We start from the raw sequence: 19,132 nt of genomic DNA, 5'->3' as shown, positions 1-19,132 counted from the left end.
TTTTGACGAGAACGCCATGAACCTGGACCAGGCCCTGCAGACCTTCATCAGCGAGAGCCGCGAGCTGCTGACCGAGATGGAGGCGGCGCTGCTGAACGTGCCCGATGCCGTCGACCCCGCCGACGAGATCAATGCGATCTTCCGCGCGGCGCACACCATCAAGGGCTCGGCCGGGCTGTTCGGCATCTGCGCCATCGTCGAGTTCACGCACGGCGTGGAAAGCGTGCTGGACCAGGTGCGCGACGGCCGCATGGCGCTGGACGGCGCACTGATCGGCCTGCTGCTGGCGTGCCGCGACTGCATCGGGCAGATGGTGGAAGACGCCGCGCGCATGGCCGATCCGGCGCAGCTGGCGGCGCCGCCGCAGGCCGCGGAACTGGGTAGCCAGCTGGCGCAGCGCCTGGGCTCGCCCGGGCCGCATGCGGCAGACTGCGGCGCCGGCGCGCGGGCCATCGACGGCCCGGACGCCGGCGTGCCGGGCGCCGAAGCGCCCGACGCACAGGCAGCGCGCGACGGCGGCCACTGGCACATCTCGCTGCGCCTGGACGAAGGCGTGCTGCGCAACGGCATGGATCCGCTGTCCTTCCTGCGCTACCTGCAGCGCATGGGCCGCCTGTCGGGCGTGGCCTGCGACCTGCGCGCCCTGCCCCCGCTGGACGGCCTGGACCCCGAAGCCTGCTACCTGGGCTTCGAGATCGGCCTGGACACCGACGCGGACCGCACCACCATCGAAAGCACCTTCGAGTTCATCGTGGATGATTGCTCGGTGCACGTGCTGGCGCCGGACACGCCCCAGGACACGTACGCACGGCTGTGCGAGGAACGCGGCGCGCCTGGCGAGATGGCCGACATGCTGGTGCGCTGCGGCACGCTGACGCCCATGCAGCGGGCAACGCTGCTGCAGGAGGGCTGCGCGGGCGAGGCCGGACGGGATCCGCGCCACGACGCGCCGCCTCCCGCCGCAGCCGCGATCCCCGCCGGCTCCACCGCGTCCGCCGCGTTCGCTGCATATGCCCTGGCCGCCATGTCCGCGGCCTCGGCCGCATCGTCCTCGCCCGCGGCCTGCCCCGCGCCGCCCGCCGCCGCGGGCAAACCTCCCGTCGCCAATCCCGGCGCCGTCACGCCCGACGCCAAGCCCGCCGAACAGGCCCATTCCATCCGCGTCGACGCCGACAAGCTGGACCGCCTGATCAACCTGGTCGGCGAGCTGATCACCGCGTCGGCGGGCGCCAATCTGGCCGCGCGCCGGCTGGGCAACGTCGAGGTGCAGGAGTGCAACGCCCAGGTCGCGGACCTGGTGGAGTCGGTGCGCGACCACGCCCTGCAGCTGCGCATGGTGAAGATCGGCGGCACCTTCAACCGCTTCCGCCGCGTGGTGCACGACGTGTCGCGCACGCTGGGCAAGGACATCACGCTGGTGGTGCGCGGCGAGGACACCGAGCTGGACAAGACCGTGGTCGAGCGCATCAGCGATCCGCTGACGCACCTGGTGCGCAACGCGATGGACCACGGCATCGAGACCGCCGAGGTGCGCGCCGCGTACGGCAAGCCCGTGCAGGGCACCATCACGCTGGATGCGCGCCACGATTCCGGCCACATCGTGATCGAGGTCGGCGACGACGGCGGCGGACTGGACCGCGAGCGCATCCTGGCCAAGGCCGTGCAGCGCGGCCTGGTGGAAGCCGGCCGCGAGCTGAGCGACGCCGAGGTCTTCAAGCTGATCTTCGAACCCGGCTTCTCCACGGCCGAACAGGTCACCGACCTGTCGGGACGCGGCGTGGGCATGGACGTGGTCCGCCGCAACATCGAGGCGCTGCGCGGCAGCGTCGAGATCGCCAGCCGGCCCGGCCTGGGGACCACGGTCATCGTGCGGCTGCCGCTGACGCTGGCCATCATCGACGGCTTCCTCATCGGCGTGGGCGCATCGCGCTTCGTGCTGCCGCTGGACATGGTCGACGAGTGCGTGGCCTTCGAGGACTTGCCCGGCCGCAGCTACACCGACCTGCGCGGCCGCGTGCTGCCCTTCATCCGCCTGCGCGAAATGTTCGGCCTGGACGGCGAGCCCGCCACGCGCCAGAACATCGTGGTGGTGCGGCACGGCATCGAGCGCATCGGGCTGGTCGTCGATACGCTGCTGGGCGAAACGCAGGCCGTCATCAAGCCTCTGTCGCGCATCTTCGCGCAGGTCCGCGGCATCAGCGGCTCCAGCATCCTGGGCAGCGGCGACGTCGCGCTGATCCTCGACGTCCCTGCCCTGATGGAGCAGGCAAGAACCCCCACCGCGGCCGAGCATTCCCGGCTCACCGCGTGATCGACAGTCCGCATCGGCGGCCGTCTCGCAACCTCAACAGGCAAGTCATAAAGGCAAGGAGCTTTACATGTTCGGGAATATGAAAGTCGCCACCCGGCTGGCGCTTGGATTCGGGATCGTCATCGCCCTGCTGCTGGGCATCTCCGCGCTCAGCCTGGTGCGACTGGCGGACGTCAACGACGCGTTGACCGACGTCACGCAGGACCGCTATCCCAAGATCGTGCTGGCCAACCAGAACCTGCAGCGCTCCATCGACGATGGCCAGCAGTACATGGGCATCCTGATGGCCGCAGACCCGGCCGAGTCCGAGGCCCGCCGACAGCGCCTGGCCGACAACGAGGCGGTGCGCGCCAAGAACCTGATCGAACTGGAACGCACCGCCAACACGGACAAGGGCCGCGCGCTGATCAAGGCGGTCAACGAGCAACGCGCCCTGCTGGCCACGAAAGTGCAGGCCTTCAACACGCTGCTGCAGACCGATCGCGACCAGGCCGAGCGTTTCCTGACCACCGAGCTGACGCCCGCCAGCCGTACCGTCGAGGCCGCGCTGCGCGAGATCGCGGTCTACCAGAGCCAATTGATGGACGAAGCCAATACGCGCGGCGACGTGGTGTACGCCGAGACGCGCACGCTGGTGATGACGCTGTCGGCGGCCGCCGTCGCGCTGGCGGCGCTGGTGGCGCTGTTCATCACCCGCGGCCTGATCAAGGTGCTGGGCGGCGAGCCCTGGTACGCCGCGTCGGTGCTGCAGCGCATCGCCGGCGGTGACCTGACGGTCGAGGTGCAGACGCGCAAGGGCGATGCCAACAGCATGATGGCCGCGCTGAAGAACATGAACGGCAAGCTCTCGCAGGTGGTGTCGGAAGTGAACAGCAGCGCCGAGGCGCTGGCCAGCGCCTCCGAGGAAGTCAGCGCCACCGCGCAATCGCTCAGCCAGGCCTCCAGCGAGCAGGCGGCCGGCGTGGAAGAGACCAGCGCGTCGATCGAACAGATGACGGCCTCCATCGCGCAGAACACCGAGAACGCCAAGGTGACCGACAGCATGGCGACCAAGGCCGCGAGCGAAGCGTCCGAAGGCGGCGAGGCCGTCACGGCCACGGTGGCCGCCATGAAGCAGATCGCCCAGAAGATCGGCATCATCGACGACATCGCCTACCAGACCAACCTGCTGGCCTTGAACGCCGCCATCGAGGCCGCGCGCGCCGGTGAGCACGGCAAGGGCTTCGCGGTGGTGGCGGCCGAGGTGCGCAAGCTGGCCGAGCGCAGCCAGGTCGCCGCGCAGGAGATCAGCGACGTCGCCAGCTCCAGCGTGGACCTGGCCGAGCGCGCCGGCCAACTGCTGCAGCAGATGGTGCCCAACATCCGCAAGACCTCCGACCTGGTGCAGGAGATCACGGCCGCGTCCGAGGAGCAGTCCTCCGGCGTGGGCCAGATCAACGCCGCGGTCGGCCAGCTGAGCCAGACCACGCAGCAGAACGCGTCGAGCTCGGAAGAGCTGGCGGCCACCGCCGAAGAGATGAGCTCGCAGGCCGAGCAGCTGCAGCAGGCCATGGCGTACTTCAAGCTGGCCGGCGGCAGCGCCCCGGTGCGCGCGGCCGCCAAGCCGAGGCTCGCGTCGCGCCGCGCGCCGGAACTTCACGCCGCCGAGCCCACGGGCCGGCTGGCCCTGGCCGGCATCGACACGCCCGACGAATCGCAGTTTGGCCGCTACTAGCAGGAGATCCGCCATGCATGCCGCATCCTCCGCCCATGGCGCCGAGGCCTCGCAGTACCTGACCTTCATGCTGGGCGGCGAGACCTATGCCATCGGCATCCTGTCGATCAAGGAAATCATTGAGTACGAGGGGTTGACGGTGGTCCCGCTGATGCCGCCCTCGGTGCGCGGGGTGATCAACCTGCGCGGCGCCGTGGTGCCCGTCATGGACCTGCAGGTGCGCTTCGGCCGTACGGCCTCACCCGTCACCAAGCGCACCTGCATCGTCATCGTGGAGATCGACGATGCCGAGGCCGGCCGGCAGGTGCTGGGCGTGATCGTCGACGCGGTCAACGAGGTGATCGACATCGCCCCGGCCGACATCGAGCCGCCGCCCGCCTTCGGCGCCGGCATCCGCGCCGACTTCCTGTCGGGCGTGGGGAAGGTGCGCGGCCGCTTCGTGATCCTGCTGTCGGTCGATCGGGCGCTGTCGGTCAGCGTGCTGGAACAGTTCCACGACCAACTGCGTGGCCAGGGCGAGGCGCCCGCCGCGCTCGCGCAGGTCGCATAGGCCGGTCGACGCCCATGTCGTCCAAGGATACGCTGCCTGCGCTGGGCTCCGTGCTGGTCGTCGACGACAGCCTTACCCAGCGCCGCCACGCGGCGGCGCTGTGCCGCCAGCTGGGCGCCCTGCTGGTGCACGAGGCCGGCGACGGCGTGCAGGCGCTGGATCTGATCGCCGCCCTGCCCGCGCCGCCCGACCTGATGATCGTCGACATCGAGATGCCGCAGATGGACGGCATCGAGCTGATCGAAGCCCTGCGCATCCGCGCCACCGACACGGACGTCATCATCGCCTCCGGCCGCGAGAGCGCCCTGATCGACTCGGTGCTGGCCATCGGCAGCGACCTGGGCGTGTCGGTGCTGGCCGGCCTGGAGAAGCCGCTGACGTTGACCGCGCTGGCCGATGCGCTGACCCGGCGCGCCGCGCGTCCCGGCCGCTTCTGCCCCTCGGTGGCCCGCACGGACGCCATGCCCATGACGCCGGCCATGCTTGAGGCGGCGCTGCGCCACGACCAGATCCAGGTGCACTTCCAGCCCAAGGCGGACATGCACACCGGGCTGGTGCGCGGCATGGAGTCCCTGGCGCGCTGGGTGCATCCGGACCTGGGACCGATCTCGCCCGCACAGTTCATCCCGCCCGCCGAGCAGTGCGGGCTGATACAGCCGCTGACCTTCCGCGTGCTGGAACTGTCGCTGCGCCAGCTGGCTGCGTGGAACAGCCGTGGCCTGCGCCTGTCCATCGCCGTCAACCTGTCGCCGCGCCTGCTGGACTGGCCGGGGCTGACGCACGACCTGGTGGCGCTGGTGCAGCGCTTCGACGCCGCGCCCGAACAGGTCTGCTTCGAGATCACCGAGAGCTCGGTGGTCGATTCGCACAGCGAGGCACGCGGACTGCTGGCGCGCCTGCGGCTGCGCGGCTTCGGCCTGTCCATCGACGACTACGGCACGGGCTTCTCGTCCATGCAGCAGCTCACCCGCATTCCGTTCACGGAACTGAAGATCGACCGGGCCTTCGTGCGCCGTTCCAACGAGCGCAAGAGCCTGCGCGTCATACTGAAATCGGCCATCGACATGGCGCGGCAGCTCGGCGTGGTGTCCGTCGCCGAAGGCATCGAGACCATGGAGGAATGGCGGCTGCTGCAGCAGCTGGGCTGCCACGTCGGCCAGGGTTTCTTCATCGGCAAGCCCATGCCCGGCGCCGACATTCCCCGCTGGATGCGCCAGCACGCCGAGCGGATCGCCGACCTGCGCGAGCCCCCGGCGCACGCGCGCGCCGCGGACTGAACGAGGTTGAACCAAGGAATCGCCATGCATGCCATCAGCGACCAGGAATTCGGCCAGTTCCAGCGCTTCATCTTCGAGGCGGCGGGCATCAGCCTGTCGCCCGCCAAGAAGGCCCTGGTCACCGGCCGCCTGTCCAAGCGCCTGCACGCCTGCGGCGCGCAGACGTACAGTGCCTATTTGGCGCTGTTGAAGAGCGGCGGACACGCCGCCGAAGTGCAGACCGCCATCGATCTGCTGACCACCAACGAGACCTACTTCTTCCGCGAGCCGCGCCACTTCGACCTGCTGGCCAGCACCTTCGGCGGCGAGAACGCGCAGCGGCGCGGGGCGCAGCCCGTGCGCGCCTGGAGCGCCGCCAGCTCCAGCGGCGAGGAGGCCTACTCCATCGCGATGGTGCTGAAGGACAAAATGCAGGGCCGCCCCTTCGAGGTCGTGGGCACCGACATCAGCACCCGCATGCTGCAGCGCGCCCGCACCGGCCACTATCCCGAGCAGCGCACGCGACACATCCCGCAGGACTACCTGAAGCGCTTCTGCCTGAAGGGCCGTGGCGAACAGGCCGGCACGCTGCTGGTGGACCGCGGCGTGCGCGAGCACGTACGCTTCCTGCATGCCAACCTGAACGCCCCGCTGCCCGATCTGGGCCCGTTCGACGTGGCTTTCCTGCGCAACGTGCTGATCTACTTCAACGGCGAAACCAAGCGCCAGGTGGTCGAGCGCGTGCTGTCGCGCGTGCGGCCGGGCGGCTGGCTGTACATCGGCCACTCGGAAAGCCTGCACGGCCTGGCGCTGCCGGTGCAGCAGGTCATGCCCTCGGTGTACCGCAAGCCATGACGGCTCCGCGAACCGCCACGCCCATCGGGGTGATGATCGTCGACGATTCAGCGGTGGTGCGGCAGGTGCTGGCCGGCGTGGTCGGCGAGGCCGCCGGCATGCACGTGCTGCACGCGGTGGCCGACCCGGTGCTGGCCATGGCCCGCATGCAGCAGGCATGGCCGGACGTGATCGTGCTGGACATCGAGATGCCGCGCATGGACGGCCTGACCTTCCTGCGCCTGCTGATGCAGCAGCGCCCCACTCCCGTGGTGATCTGCTCCACCCTGACCGAGAAAGGCGCCCGCGTCACGCTGGACGCCCTGGCCGCCGGGGCCGTGGCCGTGGTGGAAAAGCCCAGGCTGGGCCTGCGCCAGTTCCTGGCCGAGTCGGCGGCCGATCTGGTCCACACGATACGCACCGCCGCGCGCGCCAACGTGCGGCGCGTCCTGCCCGCGCCCGTTCCCAGCCCCCGCCACAGCGCCGACGTCGTGCTGCCCCCCACCGAGGCGCCCCACACGCCCCTGCAGACCACCGAGCGCGTGGTGGCGCTGGGCACGTCCACGGGCGGCACGCAGGCGCTGGAGGAAGTGCTGAGCAGCCTGCCGCGCGTCTGCCCCGGCCTGGTCATCGTGCAGCACATGCCCGAGAAATTCACCGCCGCCTTCGCCGCCCGCCTGGACAGCATCAGCCGCATCGAGGTGCGGGAAGCCCGCAGCGGCGACCGCGTGCTGCCCGGCCGCGCGCTGATCGCGCCAGGCGGCCGGCACATGACGCTGCGGCGCAGCGGCGCGCAGTACCTGGTGGACGTGCTGGACGGCCCGCTGGTGAACCGGCATCGTCCGTCGGTGGACGTGCTGTTCCGGTCGGTGGCCCGCCACGCGGGGGCCAATGCGCTGGGCATCATCATGACCGGGATGGGGGATGATGGGGCCGCGGGGTTGCTGGAGATGCGGACGGCGGGGGCCCGGACCTTGGCGCAGGACGAGGAAACCTGCGTGGTGTACGGGATGCCCAGGGAGGCGGTGAAGCGGGGCGGGGTCGAGCGGTCCGTGCCGTTGGGGGGGATTGCTCGGGAGATTCAGGGGTTGCGGTGAGGGGGGGTGTGTTGCTGGCCGGAGATTTGAGTTCTTGAGCGCCTGCGTGATGGCTGCGTATTCTCGTCCTCGCGCTGCGTGCGCAGCGTTCGCGCTGCGGGCGAGAATCCTCCGCCATGACGCAGGCTCAAGGTGTCTCGAATCGGGTGTTCAGAAAACATGCCTGATCGAAGTGCTGGTGAGCTCCACGATCTTGTGGTGAGAGAGAAAACAATCGTGTTTTGACGACCGGTATATTGGGCTGCTGCAAGCCTGCGCCATGACGGAGAACACCCGCCCGCAGCGCGGAAGCGCGAGGACGGGTGTTCGCAGTTGTGGCGCGGGCGTCGGAAGAAAACCGATCCACAGCGTCGAAAGAGAGACTCAGTTCACCGTGATGTTCGCCGACTTGATCACCTGCGACCAATGCGCGGTGTCCTTGGCGACGGTCTCGCCCAGCTGGTCGGGGTTCTGGTAGTTGACGCGCACGCCGGCTTCTTCGGCGGTCTTGATCAGCTCGGGCTTCTTCAGGCCCTTTTCCAGGGCGGCGCTGATCTTGCGGACCACGGCGTCGGGCGTGCCGGCGGGCGCGAACAGGGAGACCCAGGCGTCCAGTTCGAAGCCGGGATAGCCCTGCTCGGCGGCGGTCGGCACGTCGGGAAGCATCGGGTGGCGTTCGCGGCCGGCCACGGCGATGGCGCGCAGCTTGCCCAGCTGGATGTGGCCGATGACCGACGGCGGCGTCGTCACGAACAGCTGCACGCGGCCCGACAGCACGTCCTGGATCGCGGGGCCCGAGCCCTTGTAGGGCACGTGCACCATGTCCGTGCCGGTCATCTGCTTGAGCAGTTCCGTGCCCACGTGCGGCACCGAACCGCTGCCCTGCGAGGCATAGTTGATCTCGGCCGGATGCGCCTTGGCATAGGCCACCAGCTCTTTCAGGTTGTGCACCGGCAGGGAGGGATGCACCGTGACCACGTGCGGCGAGACCGCCACCATGCCCACCGGCTTGAACGACTCGGCCGTCCAGCGCAGGTTGGTGAACATCGAGGGGTTGCCCACGTGGTACATCGAGTACGACGCCAGCAGCGTGTAGCCGTCGGGCTGCGCACCCGCCACCAGGGCATAGGCGATGTTGCCGCTGGCGCCGGCGCGGTTGTCGATGACCACCGGCTGGCCCAGGTTGGAGGACAGCGGCTCGCTGGCCAGGCGCGCGGCCAGGTCGACGATGCCGCCGGGCGGCACCGGCACCACGATGGTGACGGGATGCGTGGGAAAGTCCTGCGCGGCGGCCAGGGGCGCGGCCAGGGCGAGGGATAGAAGAAGAAACTTGCGGATCATGCGGGCACCTGGACCGGCGGGATGAAAGAAGCCGGCATCGCGAGGCCGGCACGAAGCCGGGCCCGCGATGCCGCGTGCGTACGTCAGGCGCGGCGTTCGGCCAGCTCGGCGCGCACGATCTTCGCGCCTTCGACCATCGCCTTCATCTTGCCGAAGGCCACCTCGCGGGGCAAGTACTTCAGGCCGCAGTCGGGCGCGATGATCAGGCGCTCGGGCGCCACGTAGGGCAGCGCGCGGCGGATGCGGGTCGCCACCATCTCGGGCTGCTCGATGTCGTTGGTCGACAGGTCCAGCACGCCCAGCATGATCTCCTTGTTGGACAGCGACTCCAGCACGGAGCAGTCCAGGTTCGACTGCGCCGTCTCGATCGAAATCTGGTGCGCCTTGCAGCCGCACAGCTCGGGCAGGAATGAATAGCCGGCCGGACGCGCATGGATGACCGCGGCATAGCCGAAGCAGATGTGCACGGCGGTGCGGCCCGTGATGCCTTCCAGCGCGCGGTTCAGCACTTCCACCCCGTACTCGCGGGCCTTCTCGGGGCGGGCCTGCATGTAGGGCTCGTCGATCTGCACGACGTCGGCGCCGGCGGCGAACATGTCGCGGATCTCGGCATTGACGGCCTCGGCGTAGTCCATGGCCATCTCGGCTTCCGAGGCGTAGAAATCGTTCTGCGCCTGCTGCGCCATGGTGAAGGGGCCGGGCACCGTGATCTTGATCTGGCGGTCGGTGTGGGCGCGCAGGAACTGCACGTCGCGCACCTGCACGGCGTGCTTGCGGCGAATCTTGCCCACCACGCGCGGCACGGGATTGGGGTGGCCGCTGCGGTCCAGCGCCGAGCCCGGGTTGTCGATGTCCACGCCTTCCAGCGCGGTGGCGAAGCGGTTGGAATAGCTTTCGCGGCGCACTTCGCCGTCGGTGACGATGTCCAGGCCGGCCTCTTCCTGCGCGCGGATCGCCAGCAGCGTGGCGTCGTCCTGCGCCTCTTCCAGCAGTTCCGGCGCCACGCGCCACAGCTCCTGCGCGCGCACGCGCGGCGGGAAGCGGTCGCCCAGGCGTTTGCGATCGATCAGCCATTCCGGCTGGGCGTACGAGCCGACGAGCGTGGTGGGCAGCAACAGGGACATGGAGGCTCCGGGCAAAAGAAATAGGACAACCGCGCTTTATATGAAAAACAACGTGAATTGGGTTTGCTCTTAACTTGAGCAGAATTCCTTCAATGACACCAGTACGCGTTTGTCCGGCATCGTCACCTATTTCCAATTGTTTTAGCCGTCATTTCACGCATTTGCGCTGTCATGCGCCGGCACTAGATTCGACCGATGCCTAACGAGGAGGCCGGATCGTGAACCTGTCGACGTTCAGCATTGCCACGTTCAACCTGTACAACCTGAACCTGCCGGGCCTGCCCATCTACCGGACGGACCAGGATGGCTGGTCGCAGGAGCAGTACGACATGAAGATCGCGTGGACGGCCCACCAGATCGGGCTGATGCAGGCCGACGTGGTCGGCTTCCAGGAGTTGTGGCACAGGCAGGTGATCGACGACGCGCTGCGGCTGGGCGGCCTGTCCGAACAGTACGACCTGCTGGCCCCCGCCGATGCCGACGGCGGCAAGATCGTCTGCGGGGCCATCGTGCGCCGCGGGCTGCTGGTGGGCAAGCCCAAGTGGATAGAGGATTTCCCCAGGGGCTTCGTGCTGCAGTCCAAGGGCGACGATCCGCAGACGCCCGAGATCGGCGTGAACATCCAGGGTTTCTCGCGGCCGGTCCTGCACTTCGTGGCGCGCCCGCGCGAGGCCTGCCCCGACGTGCATTTCTACGTGTGCCACCTGAAGTCGAAGCGGCCCACCGAGCTCTACCGCGAAGCCTGGTACAAGCGCGGCAAGGAGCGCTATGCCAGGCACGCCACGGCGCTGGGCAACGCGCTGTCCACGATCCGCCGCACCGCCGAGGCCGCGGCGCTGCGCTACCTGCTGACCGAGCAGATGAAGCAGACCGACATCCCGGTGGTGGTGCTGGGCGACATCAACGACGACCAGCACAGCAACACCGCCAACATCCTGACGGGGCAGCCGCGCTACCTGATGGGCGACTCGCTGGGCGGCGGCGACGTGGCGCTGTACACCGCGCAGACCCTGCAGGAATACCGCGACACGCGCGACGTCTACTACACCCACGTGTTCCAGGACCAACGCGAATCGCTGGACCAGATCCTGGTCAGCCAGGAGTTCTACGACCACAGCCGCAAGCGCATCTGGATGTTCGACGGCATGGTGGTCAACAACGACCACCTGAACTTCGACAACCACAAGACCAGCGGCACCAACGACCACGGCATCATCCGCGCGACGTTCAGGTACCGGCCGGCAAAGGGTTGAAGATCGGGCCGCGGTCGGCCGGGCCGCGGCGAGGCAGGCATCAGGCCTGCGCGCGCTCCCGGCACAGTTCTTCGTACACGGCCTCGGTGCCCTGCACGAACATGTCCAGCGAGAATTCGCGCAGGCTGCGTTGGCGGGCGCCGGCGCCCATGCGCTCGAGCACCGAGCGGTCGTCCAGGATGTCCGACAGGATCTGCGTGACGGCCTTGGGCGTGCGCGACGGCACGATCCAGCCGTCTCGGCCCTCGGTCACGTTCTCGGGCAGTCCACCCACGTGGCTCACGATGACGGCCTTGCCCATGGCCATCATCTCGCGACAGGCAAAGGAGATCGTCTCTTGATAAGAGAGCACGAACCCCACGTCCAGCGCCGCGATGAACGGGCGCACGTCCTGCAGCAGCCCGGTGAAGATGACCTGGTCGGCCATGCCCAGCGCCCGCACCTGCTCGCGCTGCGCATCGGTGGGCAGCTGGCCCGCCAGCAGCACGTACACCTTGCGGCGCTTTTCCTCGGGCAGCTCGGCCACGCCCTTGACCATGTCGATCCAGCCCTTGTAGTCGGGCGTGCCGGCATTGCTGCCCACCAGCAGGACGTCGTCGCCGGCCTGCGGCACCCACTGCCGCCGCGCCACGCGCGCGACCTCGGGACTGGCCGGACTGTAGTGGTCGGTGTCCACGCCGTTGTGCACCACGCGCAGGCCGCGCGTGCTGTAGGGCGAGGCGGACAGCGCGCGCCGCGTGTACTCGCACACGCAGACCACGCGGTCGGTGGCGAAGCGCGCGCGCATCAGGTTGCCGGTGCTGCCGGCCCACAGGTCATTGTGCTTGGTGTAGACCACGCCGGGCCGGCGCTTGCCCATGCCCATGATGGCGAGCATCACCAGGCGGTGGTCGGTGGATCCGTTGACGTGCACCACGTCGAAGTGCTCGCGCCGCAGCAGGCGGCGCAGGCTCATGCATTCGCGCCACATGCGCCCCACGCGCGTGGAAAACGGCACGGCCAGCGCGCGCACGCCGTCGATCTCGCCGGCGCGCGCAAACAGGCGGCTGGAGCCCGGCGCCGCCACCATGATGTCGTGGCGCTGGGACAGGGCGCGGGCCAGGGTCAGCACGTAGGTCGTGTGGCCCCCGCCGTCGCCGCCGTGGAAATTCGTGTACAAAATCTTCATGAACGAGCTGCGCTCTCGGCCGGTAAGGCAGTAGTGGGTTGGCCGGAAGCCGGCTTGGACGGAATCAGCGTCCGCCAATCGATCTTGGGAAATACGTCCGCGCCCAGCGCACTGTCCAGGGAAAGGTTGTAGACCTGGACGCCGCGGCTGCGCAGCAGCACGCTGGCATCGCGGAAGGTCGGTTCGATGTGGTTGGCGAACTGCCGGTCCAGGGCGGTGCCCAGGCGGTCCTTCTCGGTCTCGTAGAAGCGCGGCTGGCTGGCCGCGTTCTTCATGTCCAGGCCGTGCAGGTAGATGCGCTGGAATCCCAGCCACACCAGGAACTGCAGCGCGCTGTAGGCCACGGTACCGCCGCCGAACAGGCCCCGCCGCACGTCCAGGCTGAAGCCATGCGCGTGCACGGGCCGGTAGGCGTCGAACAGGATCAGGTCCGGATCGCCGCGCAGCTGTTCGGTCAGCCGCGCCGGACTGGGACGCGGCAGCATCGTGCGCTGGTGCACTTCCTCGAACACGGCCAGGCGGCAGGCGATGCGCTTGGCCGGCACGTTCTGGGCGATCCACTTCACCGCCTCGGGCGTGATCAGCAGCAGCAGGTCCTGGCTGAGAATCTGGTCCACCAGATGCCGGCGCCGGCTCATGAAGCCGGTGTCCAGCATGGCGTAGTAGTTGAAGCGCAGGTCGGGAAAGCGCGCCTGCAGCGCGATCGAGCCATTGACGCCCATGACGTGGCTCAGGTCGAGCTTCGAATAATCGATCTCGGCCACCGACGGACCGCTGAGGATCAGATGGCAGGCCTCGCCCGGCGGACGCGGCTCGTTGTCCAGGTCGATCAGCGGCGGCGAATAGGGCGTGCCGCGTATCCGGCACTCCAGCAGGCGCGAATTCTCGTCACGGCGGACAGAAACCATCGGCCAGACGGCCTGGTTGTGGCGCATGGCCCGCGAGTGGCTGTATCGGTAGGTGTACCGCAGCAGCCTGGTCACCGGGCGTGAGGCCAAGATTCGATTGAGCATGGCTCCGGAGGCGGCAAAAAAAGTGACGGCAAGTATAGCTTGCCCACCTTTTGACATCCTTCCGGCGACGGGCGCGAAACCCGGGTTACATCGGCACACATCGCGCCGGCGTCCAACCATTGCAGCGCGTTGCAGCGGGCGCACAGCGCGATGGAAATGGAGTCTCATGGGTTCATGGAGTCCGCATTCGCCGCGGCGCGGCCCGCGATCCGGGCCTGGCCGCAGCGGACCCCGACAGTCCTGGGAGATGACCATGCGAGCCTTGAAACTGACCCTGATCCTGAGCGCCGTCGCGCTGACCCTGCACGGCTGCATCGTGGTGCCGGGGCGGCATCATCACCATCATGATCGGTACTATCACGACCGGTACGACCATCGGGGCCCTTACTGGCGTTGAAGCTGCGGCCGGGGCGGCACACAGGCGGGCAGGTCGTTGCCGGTGATCCGGCATATCGCCTCCTTGTGATGGCCCACCAGCGTGGCCGCGCCCGTGCGGTCCAGGCAGTCGCTGTAGGTATGGACGCCCCCGCCCTGCACGAAGCCGGACACGATGCCCACCACGGTCCGGGGGTCGGAATCGTAGCCGCGCTCGAAACCCGCGAAGACCGGCCCGCCGGAATCGCCCGCGCACGGGCCGCCGTCGAAGCCGCGCTTGCCGGTTTCCCACAGCAGGTACTGCGCCGCGTCCTTGCCCTGCAACGCGCTGACCAGGTTGAAGGCGGCGAAACGGCGCCAGCGCGGCTCTTCTTCCGATCGGCCGTAGCCGGCGAATGTGATGGGGTCGGCGGGTTTCAAGGGCGTGCCGAGCAGGAGTTCCCTGGGCAGCGCCTTGAGCGGCGGCGAGAATGAAAACAGCACCAGGTCGACGGCCGGCGCCCTGCCCGCCACGTAGCCGCCCTGATCGTGCTGGTCGGGGATGAACACGTCCTCGACCACACGGTCCCCCGTGTCATCCATGCCCACGCCGGGCTGGAAACCCAGTTGCAGCACCCTGGCGTCGCTGCGTCCTCGCATCCACCCATCGACGCCCGTGGGCTGCAACAGGAAATTCGCGGTCAGTTCCGCGCTGCCGTCGGCCACGCAATGCAATGCGGTCAGCGCATACCGCTTGCCCACGACGACGGCCGAACAGAACGGCGTCCAGTCCTTTCCCGCGACACGCCGGCGCATGAGCACGACGGAGCCGTGCGCCGCTTCGGAATAGGGAAGCTTCGGCAGGTAATGGTCGGTCAGCGCGTTGCGGCCGCAGTAGGGGCCGTCACATCGGCCGCCCGTCCATTTTCCCTGCTCGATCAGTTCGCCACGCCGCACCTGCCTCACCGCGTCCTGCATCTTCAGGATCCTGGCGAGCGCCTCCTGCATGGAGAAGGGTCGCGTCTCGATCGGAACCTCGATGGCTTGCATCAGTTGCGATGCGCGAGGGTTCGCGTACGCCGGGTTGACCGAGACGGACCCGAACGGTCTGGACGAGCCAGGCTCGTGCTGCATGCTCGGCTGCGTCCATGCCGCCCCCGCGGGCACGAGAGAAGCGGCAACGATGAGCATGCCCAGGATCGGCGGCGCAGGATGCTTCATGGTCTCTCCCGTCAGTCAGGTCAATCCTCCGACCTGTCGCGCAAGGTGGTGGAGTCGCCGGGATCGCGCACGTCGGGAGCAAAGCCCTTGAACGCGCCGGCGCACAACGCCGGGCTGAATCCGGTCAGTTTCACGGACATCATGTCGACGCCGAATGCCAGCGGCCTTTCGTAGTCCTCCGTCAAGGACAGCCCGTCCTTGGACGAATAGGTCAGCCGGCCGGACACGCCCGGCGCCACGGCGATCAACTTGGCCATGTCGAACTCCGCCGCCTTCGGCTTGTCTGCCTGCAGGTCGGCCGGCTTGGTCAGATCGTCCGCGGAAATCTCGGCCCCGACCGCCGCGCGCAACGCCGCGGCGAAGGTGTCGCCGTACGCGAAGTCGATGGAGCGCGCATACATGACGCGCGTCACCAGCGCCAGGCGGATGTCGCCGAACGATTTCGCCCCGAGCGCCCCGGCCGCCTGGCACACCGCCTGGATGAACGCCGGATCCCTGGGTTCGCCATCGGCGCTGAACCGCGTGGCCAGATAGTTATGGAACCGGGGCGCCACCTTGTCGTCGCTGACCTCGATCGTCTCGATGCCCTTCAGCGACACTGTCACGGTCTGCTGGCTGTCGGCGCGTGCGCCGGCCACGAAGTTACCCGAACCGCCGCCCCCGCCGCCCGCCAGCTCCGCCCCGGTGATGCGCACCAGTTCCAATCGCGGCAACGCCGCCAGCCGCAGGCGGTCCGGCTCCGTGCCTACCGGCCTGAGGCTACCCACGGGTTGCGACCACGCCGAGCCCTTGGCGGGCAGCGTCGACGTCTTGGGATATTGCGGCTGGGGGGTATCGACATACTCCGGATAGACGTCCAGCGAGCCGAATTTTCGGGAGTCCAGGGAATATGCGTCGCCGTTGACGCGATACATGCGCAATTGCCCGATGAAAACATCCTCGCGCATCGGATATACCGGCACCACGCCATAGTTTCGGATGCTTTTCGCCCAACGGTCCTTCACCGAAAGCGTCGGGGTGGAACAGCCCGACAGCAGGACTGCGACCAATGCAGGAGCAGCAAGACGAGCCAACATATTTCCCTCCGGTTATTTTTCTTTGCGCGGGCGCAGCGCCATTTGATACGCGCGTCCATGCGAAATCAATTGAATAACCGTAGGGAACCTTGAATAAATAAATTATTTCCTTTGACGGCACGGAAAAGCCAGAAAAAACCCAGCCGGCATTTTCCTCCGACAAAAATAAACTCGTCCGAAAATACACCTACCGCCTGCGCCGGCGGTTTCGGGAACGGCCCGGGGCCAACCCCGGGCCGCCACGCGGCTGCCGTATCAAGCCCGGCCGTCCAGCCTGCGGCTGATGACCTCGGCGATCATGATGGTCGTCACGTTGGTCGCCACCGACGGAATCTCCGGCATGATCGACGCATCGACCACGTGCAGGCCTTCCACGCCGCGCACCTTGCCGTCGGTATCGACAACGGCGCGCGGGTCGCGCTCGGTGCCCATCGGCACCGTCGACGTCGGATGCGCATAGCCGTCCACCGCGCCGATCACGGCCTTCTGCAGCGCATCGTCGTCCTGGACGTTCCAGCCCGGCGCGATCTCGGAATCGACGGCCTCGCTGAACGGCGCGGTGCGGCCGATGCGGCGCGACAGGCGCACCGCTTCCATCATGCGCCGCAGGTCGCGCGGCTCCTGGAAGAAGTTGTAGCGGATGAGGGGCATCGCGCGCGGATCGCGGCTGGCCAGGCGCACCGAGCCGACCGAATCCGGCAACGTCACCGCGCACGCCAGCACGATCGCGCCGCCCGTCGGGCTTTGCGCCGGATCGAAGATGTGGGTGCCGGAGATGTGCAGATCGAGTTCGTCCTCGCCAGCCTCGCTGGAACGCGTCCAGATGATGGCGCCCGCGACGGGCTCCATCGATTTCACGTGCGGCTTGAGCGCATAGACGTTGTAGTAGAAAGGATGCTCTTTCAGGCGCTCGCCCACCGGCGCCTGCTGCAGCACCGGGATGTCCAGCGCTTCCAGGTGCGGGGCCGGGCCGATGCCCGAGCGCATCAGGATGGCGGGACTGCCGAACGCGCCGGCCGACAGCACCACCTGCCCCGCCGAGATCGTGCGGCCGTCGACCAGGCGCACCCCCACGGCGCGGCGGCCCTCGAACAGGACCCGGTCCACCTCGACCTGATCCAGGATGCCCAGGTTGGGACGCGCACGCACCGCGTCCGTCAGGTAGGCCATGCCGGTGTTGATGCGGCGGCCGTCCACCACGTTCAGGGGATACGGCGACACGCCGTTCTGCTGCTCGCCGTTGAAATCGTCCAGGCGCGCCACGCCGGCGGCTTCGGACGCCAGCACGAAGGCGCGCATCGAGGGGGTGTTCTCTTCCATGGTGCGCTGGCGGATCGGGAACGGGCCCGAGCGGCCGTGCCAGGCATCGTCGCCCGTCGGCGTGTTCTCCAGCGCCTTGTAGACCGGCAGCACGTCGTCGAACGACCAGCCCTCGATGCCGCGCGCCGCCCAGCGCGCGAAGTCGGACGCGCGCGCCCGCATGGCCACCGCCGCGTTCACGCCCGAACTGCCGCCCAGCACCTTGCCGCGCGGCGCGCCCACGTCATGGCCCAGGCCCGCATGGTCCTGCGTGCGGTATCCCCAGTCATGGTTCGCATCGCCGCCCACTCGATTGGCATTGGCGATCACGTCGGGATAGTGCGCGGGCGCATAGGCGGTGCCCGCTTCCAGCAACAGCACGCGCCGGTTCCCATCTTCGCTCAAGCGATTGGCCAGCACCGCGCCGGCGGATCCGCCGCCCACGATCACGACGTCGAAAGTCTTGTCGGCTACGTTGGAAGAAGTCATGGCAAAGCTCCTTGTTCAGTCCAGTGAAGTCACCGCGATGGCGCGGTCATGCGTGATCGAAGGCGTCGCGCAGGAAACGCGCGGCGCGGTCCAGCGCGCGGCGGCTGCTTTCCAGGTGCGCGACGTCGAGCTGGAAGACGTGATGCATGCCTTCCCAGATCTCGAGCTGGACGTGAACGCCCGAGGCGGCGGCGCGCTCCGTGTATTGGCGGGCGTCGTCCAGCAGGCGTTCGTCGCGGCCCACCTGCACCAGTAGCGGGGGCATGCCGAGCAGCGAGCCGTACAGGGGCGAGGCCAGCGGATCGGTGGCGTCGTAGTCGCCCAGGTACTTGCGGGCGCAGTCGCGCAGGTAGTCGTGGCCGATCAGCGGGTCCTCGATGGAGGGGTCCGTCATCGACGCGCCGGTGAAGGCCAGGTCGGTCCAGGGCGAGAAGACCGCCCCGGCCACGGGCGCCGGACCGGACGCCTGATGCGTCAGCCGGGCCAGCGTGACCAGCGCCAGGCCGCCTCCCGCGGAATCGCCCACCACCGCGATGCGGGTGTAGCCTTGCTCGACCAGCCAGCGCCAGGCGGCCAGCGCCGCATCCGGCGCGGCCGGCAGGGTCGCCTCGGGAGCCAGCGGATAGTCGATGACCAGGGCGGGCACTTGGGTGCGCTGGACGATCTGGCTGACGAAGCCGCGATAGGCCGCCGCCGAGCCCAGTTGGTAACCGCCGCCATGCAGGTACAGGATCGCCTGGCCAGGCTCGCTGGTGGTGGGTTGCACCAACCACCCGCGCCCGCTTGGCATGTCGACGGCGACGAAGCCGACGCCGTCGGCCAGCGGCGTGGCGGCGATGAAATCGTTGTAGGTGTAGCGCAGGTCCGGCCCGGCCGATTGCCAGAAGCGGGCGAAGTGCGCCCGCAGGGCGTTTTCGCGCATGCGTTCTTCGGCGCCGATGCCGAAGACCGAGGTGCTGCCGGTGGCGGCGTGGTCGAGGATTTGCAGGTCGGACATGGTCTGTCTCCAGGGAATGGGGCCGCCGCGCGGCGATGCGCCAGGGCGGCGCGGGC

16 protein-coding genes are annotated in these 19,132 nt (G+C 68.5%); 8 read left to right on the top strand and 8 right to left on the bottom strand.

Annotated features, from left to right (window positions below):
- Positions 1-16: 16 nt before the first annotated feature.
- The 6 genes from FS845_RS24515 to FS845_RS24490 all read left to right on the top strand — a co-directional run bounded on the left by FS845_RS24515 (position 17) and on the right by FS845_RS24490 (position 7,762).
- The gene (locus tag FS845_RS24515) at positions 17-2,311 is read left to right on the top strand and encodes a chemotaxis protein CheA (RefSeq protein WP_144640576.1); all 2,295 of its coding nucleotides are present in this window, start codon (positions 17-19) and stop codon (positions 2,309-2,311) included.
- A gap of 67 nt (positions 2,312-2,378) precedes the next feature.
- Positions 2,379-4,025 (top strand): methyl-accepting chemotaxis protein, encoded by a 1,647-nt coding sequence (locus FS845_RS24510; protein WP_260986436.1) that lies wholly within the window; start codon positions 2,379-2,381, stop codon positions 4,023-4,025.
- Between the two features lie 13 nt (positions 4,026-4,038).
- Positions 4,039-4,575 (top strand): chemotaxis protein CheW, encoded by a 537-nt coding sequence (locus FS845_RS24505; RefSeq protein ID WP_144640573.1) that lies wholly within the window; start codon positions 4,039-4,041, stop codon positions 4,573-4,575.
- A gap of 14 nt (positions 4,576-4,589) precedes the next feature.
- A complete protein-coding gene (locus tag FS845_RS24500; RefSeq protein ID WP_144640570.1) occupies positions 4,590-5,852 on the top strand; it encodes an EAL domain-containing protein in 1,263 nt (420 codons plus the stop codon).
- A 24-nt stretch (positions 5,853-5,876) separates the two neighbouring features.
- Positions 5,877-6,686, top strand: a complete 810-nt coding sequence (locus tag FS845_RS24495; RefSeq protein WP_144640567.1) for a CheR family methyltransferase — start codon at positions 5,877-5,879, stop codon at positions 6,684-6,686.
- A complete protein-coding gene (locus FS845_RS24490; protein WP_260986435.1) occupies positions 6,683-7,762 on the top strand; it encodes a chemotaxis response regulator protein-glutamate methylesterase in 1,080 nt (359 codons plus the stop codon). The genes FS845_RS24495 and FS845_RS24490 overlap by 4 nt, the downstream gene beginning before the upstream one ends.
- Positions 7,763-8,125: 363 nt before the next feature.
- Here the strand turns inward: FS845_RS24490 and FS845_RS24485 are convergent, their stop codons facing one another.
- Positions 8,126-9,082, bottom strand: a complete 957-nt coding sequence (locus tag FS845_RS24485; protein WP_144640564.1) for a Bug family tripartite tricarboxylate transporter substrate binding protein — start codon at positions 9,080-9,082, stop codon at positions 8,126-8,128.
- An 83-nt stretch (positions 9,083-9,165) separates the two neighbouring features.
- Positions 9,166-10,206, bottom strand: a complete 1,041-nt coding sequence (locus FS845_RS24480; RefSeq protein WP_144640561.1) for a uroporphyrinogen decarboxylase family protein — start codon at positions 10,204-10,206, stop codon at positions 9,166-9,168.
- Positions 10,207-10,424: 218 nt separating this feature from the next.
- Between FS845_RS24480 and FS845_RS24475 the strand changes: the two genes are divergently transcribed.
- Positions 10,425-11,459, top strand: coding sequence for an endonuclease/exonuclease/phosphatase family protein (locus FS845_RS24475; RefSeq protein WP_144640558.1), 1,035 nt, complete (start codon positions 10,425-10,427; stop codon positions 11,457-11,459).
- Positions 11,460-11,499: 40 nt separating this feature from the next.
- On the opposite strand, the gene FS845_RS24470 is transcribed toward FS845_RS24475, so the two are convergent.
- On the bottom strand, positions 11,500-12,627 hold the full coding sequence (locus FS845_RS24470; protein ID WP_144640556.1) for a glycosyltransferase: 1,128 nt from the start codon (positions 12,625-12,627) through the stop codon (positions 11,500-11,502).
- Complete coding sequence (locus FS845_RS24465) at positions 12,624-13,535, bottom strand: hypothetical protein (RefSeq protein ID WP_260986434.1); 912 nt, start codon at positions 13,533-13,535, stop codon at positions 12,624-12,626. Before FS845_RS24465 ends, FS845_RS24470 begins: the two co-directional genes overlap by 4 nt.
- Positions 13,536-13,893: 358 nt before the next feature.
- Here FS845_RS24465 and FS845_RS26650 point away from each other — a divergent pair, with 358 nt between their 5' ends.
- Positions 13,894-14,037, top strand: coding sequence for a hypothetical protein (locus FS845_RS26650; RefSeq protein WP_186332410.1), 144 nt, complete (start codon positions 13,894-13,896; stop codon positions 14,035-14,037).
- Here the strand turns inward: FS845_RS26650 and FS845_RS24460 are convergent.
- The 4 genes from FS845_RS24460 to FS845_RS24445 form a co-directional block, all read right to left on the bottom strand.
- The gene (locus FS845_RS24460; protein WP_144640550.1) at positions 14,025-15,215 is read right to left on the bottom strand and encodes a trypsin-like serine peptidase; all 1,191 of its coding nucleotides are present in this window, start codon (positions 15,213-15,215) and stop codon (positions 14,025-14,027) included. The two genes, FS845_RS26650 and FS845_RS24460, sit on opposite strands and share 13 nt — an antisense overlap.
- Before the next feature lie 20 nt (positions 15,216-15,235).
- Entirely contained in the window at positions 15,236-16,291 is a 1,056-nt protein-coding gene (locus FS845_RS24455) for a hypothetical protein (protein ID WP_144640547.1), read from the bottom strand.
- Between the two features lie 255 nt (positions 16,292-16,546).
- Positions 16,547-18,079 carry a GMC family oxidoreductase gene (locus FS845_RS24450; protein WP_144640544.1) on the bottom strand — a complete coding sequence of 511 codons (1,533 nt, stop codon included), beginning with the start codon at positions 18,077-18,079 and terminating at the stop codon, positions 16,547-16,549.
- Between the two features lie 46 nt (positions 18,080-18,125).
- Entirely contained in the window at positions 18,126-19,076 is a 951-nt protein-coding gene (locus FS845_RS24445) for an alpha/beta hydrolase (protein WP_144640541.1), read from the bottom strand.
- Positions 19,077-19,132: the final 56 nt, after the last annotated feature.

Origin of the sequence: Bordetella genomosp. 13 (assembly GCF_007679965.1) — a bacterium.
GTDB lineage: Bacteria > Pseudomonadota > Gammaproteobacteria > Burkholderiales > Burkholderiaceae_B > Bordetella.
The sequence above is the reverse complement of the archived record's forward strand: the minus strand, read 5'-3'. Positions and strand labels throughout refer to the sequence as shown.

Coding starts and splice junctions, on each gene's coding strand:
- FS845_RS26650 (WP_186332410.1), top strand. CDS start 13,894: ATGCGAGCCTTGAAACTGACCCTGATCCTGAGCGCCGTCGCGCTGACC.
- FS845_RS24505 (WP_144640573.1), top strand. CDS start 4,039: ATGCATGCCGCATCCTCCGCCCATGGCGCCGAGGCCTCGCAGTACCTG.
- FS845_RS24490 (WP_260986435.1), top strand. CDS start 6,683: ATGACGGCTCCGCGAACCGCCACGCCCATCGGGGTGATGATCGTCGAC.
- FS845_RS24485 (WP_144640564.1), bottom strand. CDS start 9,082: ATGATCCGCAAGTTTCTTCTTCTATCCCTCGCCCTGGCCGCGCCCCTG.
- FS845_RS24465 (WP_260986434.1), bottom strand. CDS start 13,535: ATGGTTTCTGTCCGCCGTGACGAGAATTCGCGCCTGCTGGAGTGCCGG.
- FS845_RS24455 (WP_144640547.1), bottom strand. CDS start 16,291: ATGTTGGCTCGTCTTGCTGCTCCTGCATTGGTCGCAGTCCTGCTGTCG.
- FS845_RS24480 (WP_144640561.1), bottom strand. CDS start 10,206: ATGTCCCTGTTGCTGCCCACCACGCTCGTCGGCTCGTACGCCCAGCCG.
- FS845_RS24500 (WP_144640570.1), top strand. CDS start 4,590: ATGTCGTCCAAGGATACGCTGCCTGCGCTGGGCTCCGTGCTGGTCGTC.
- FS845_RS24510 (WP_260986436.1), top strand. CDS start 2,379: ATGTTCGGGAATATGAAAGTCGCCACCCGGCTGGCGCTTGGATTCGGG.
- FS845_RS24470 (WP_144640556.1), bottom strand. CDS start 12,627: ATGAAGATTTTGTACACGAATTTCCACGGCGGCGACGGCGGGGGCCAC.
- FS845_RS24445 (WP_144640541.1), bottom strand. CDS start 19,076: ATGTCCGACCTGCAAATCCTCGACCACGCCGCCACCGGCAGCACCTCG.
- FS845_RS24515 (WP_144640576.1), top strand. CDS start 17: ATGAACCTGGACCAGGCCCTGCAGACCTTCATCAGCGAGAGCCGCGAG.
- FS845_RS24460 (WP_144640550.1), bottom strand. CDS start 15,215: ATGAAGCATCCTGCGCCGCCGATCCTGGGCATGCTCATCGTTGCCGCT.
- FS845_RS24450 (WP_144640544.1), bottom strand. CDS start 18,079: ATGACTTCTTCCAACGTAGCCGACAAGACTTTCGACGTCGTGATCGTG.
- FS845_RS24495 (WP_144640567.1), top strand. CDS start 5,877: ATGCATGCCATCAGCGACCAGGAATTCGGCCAGTTCCAGCGCTTCATC.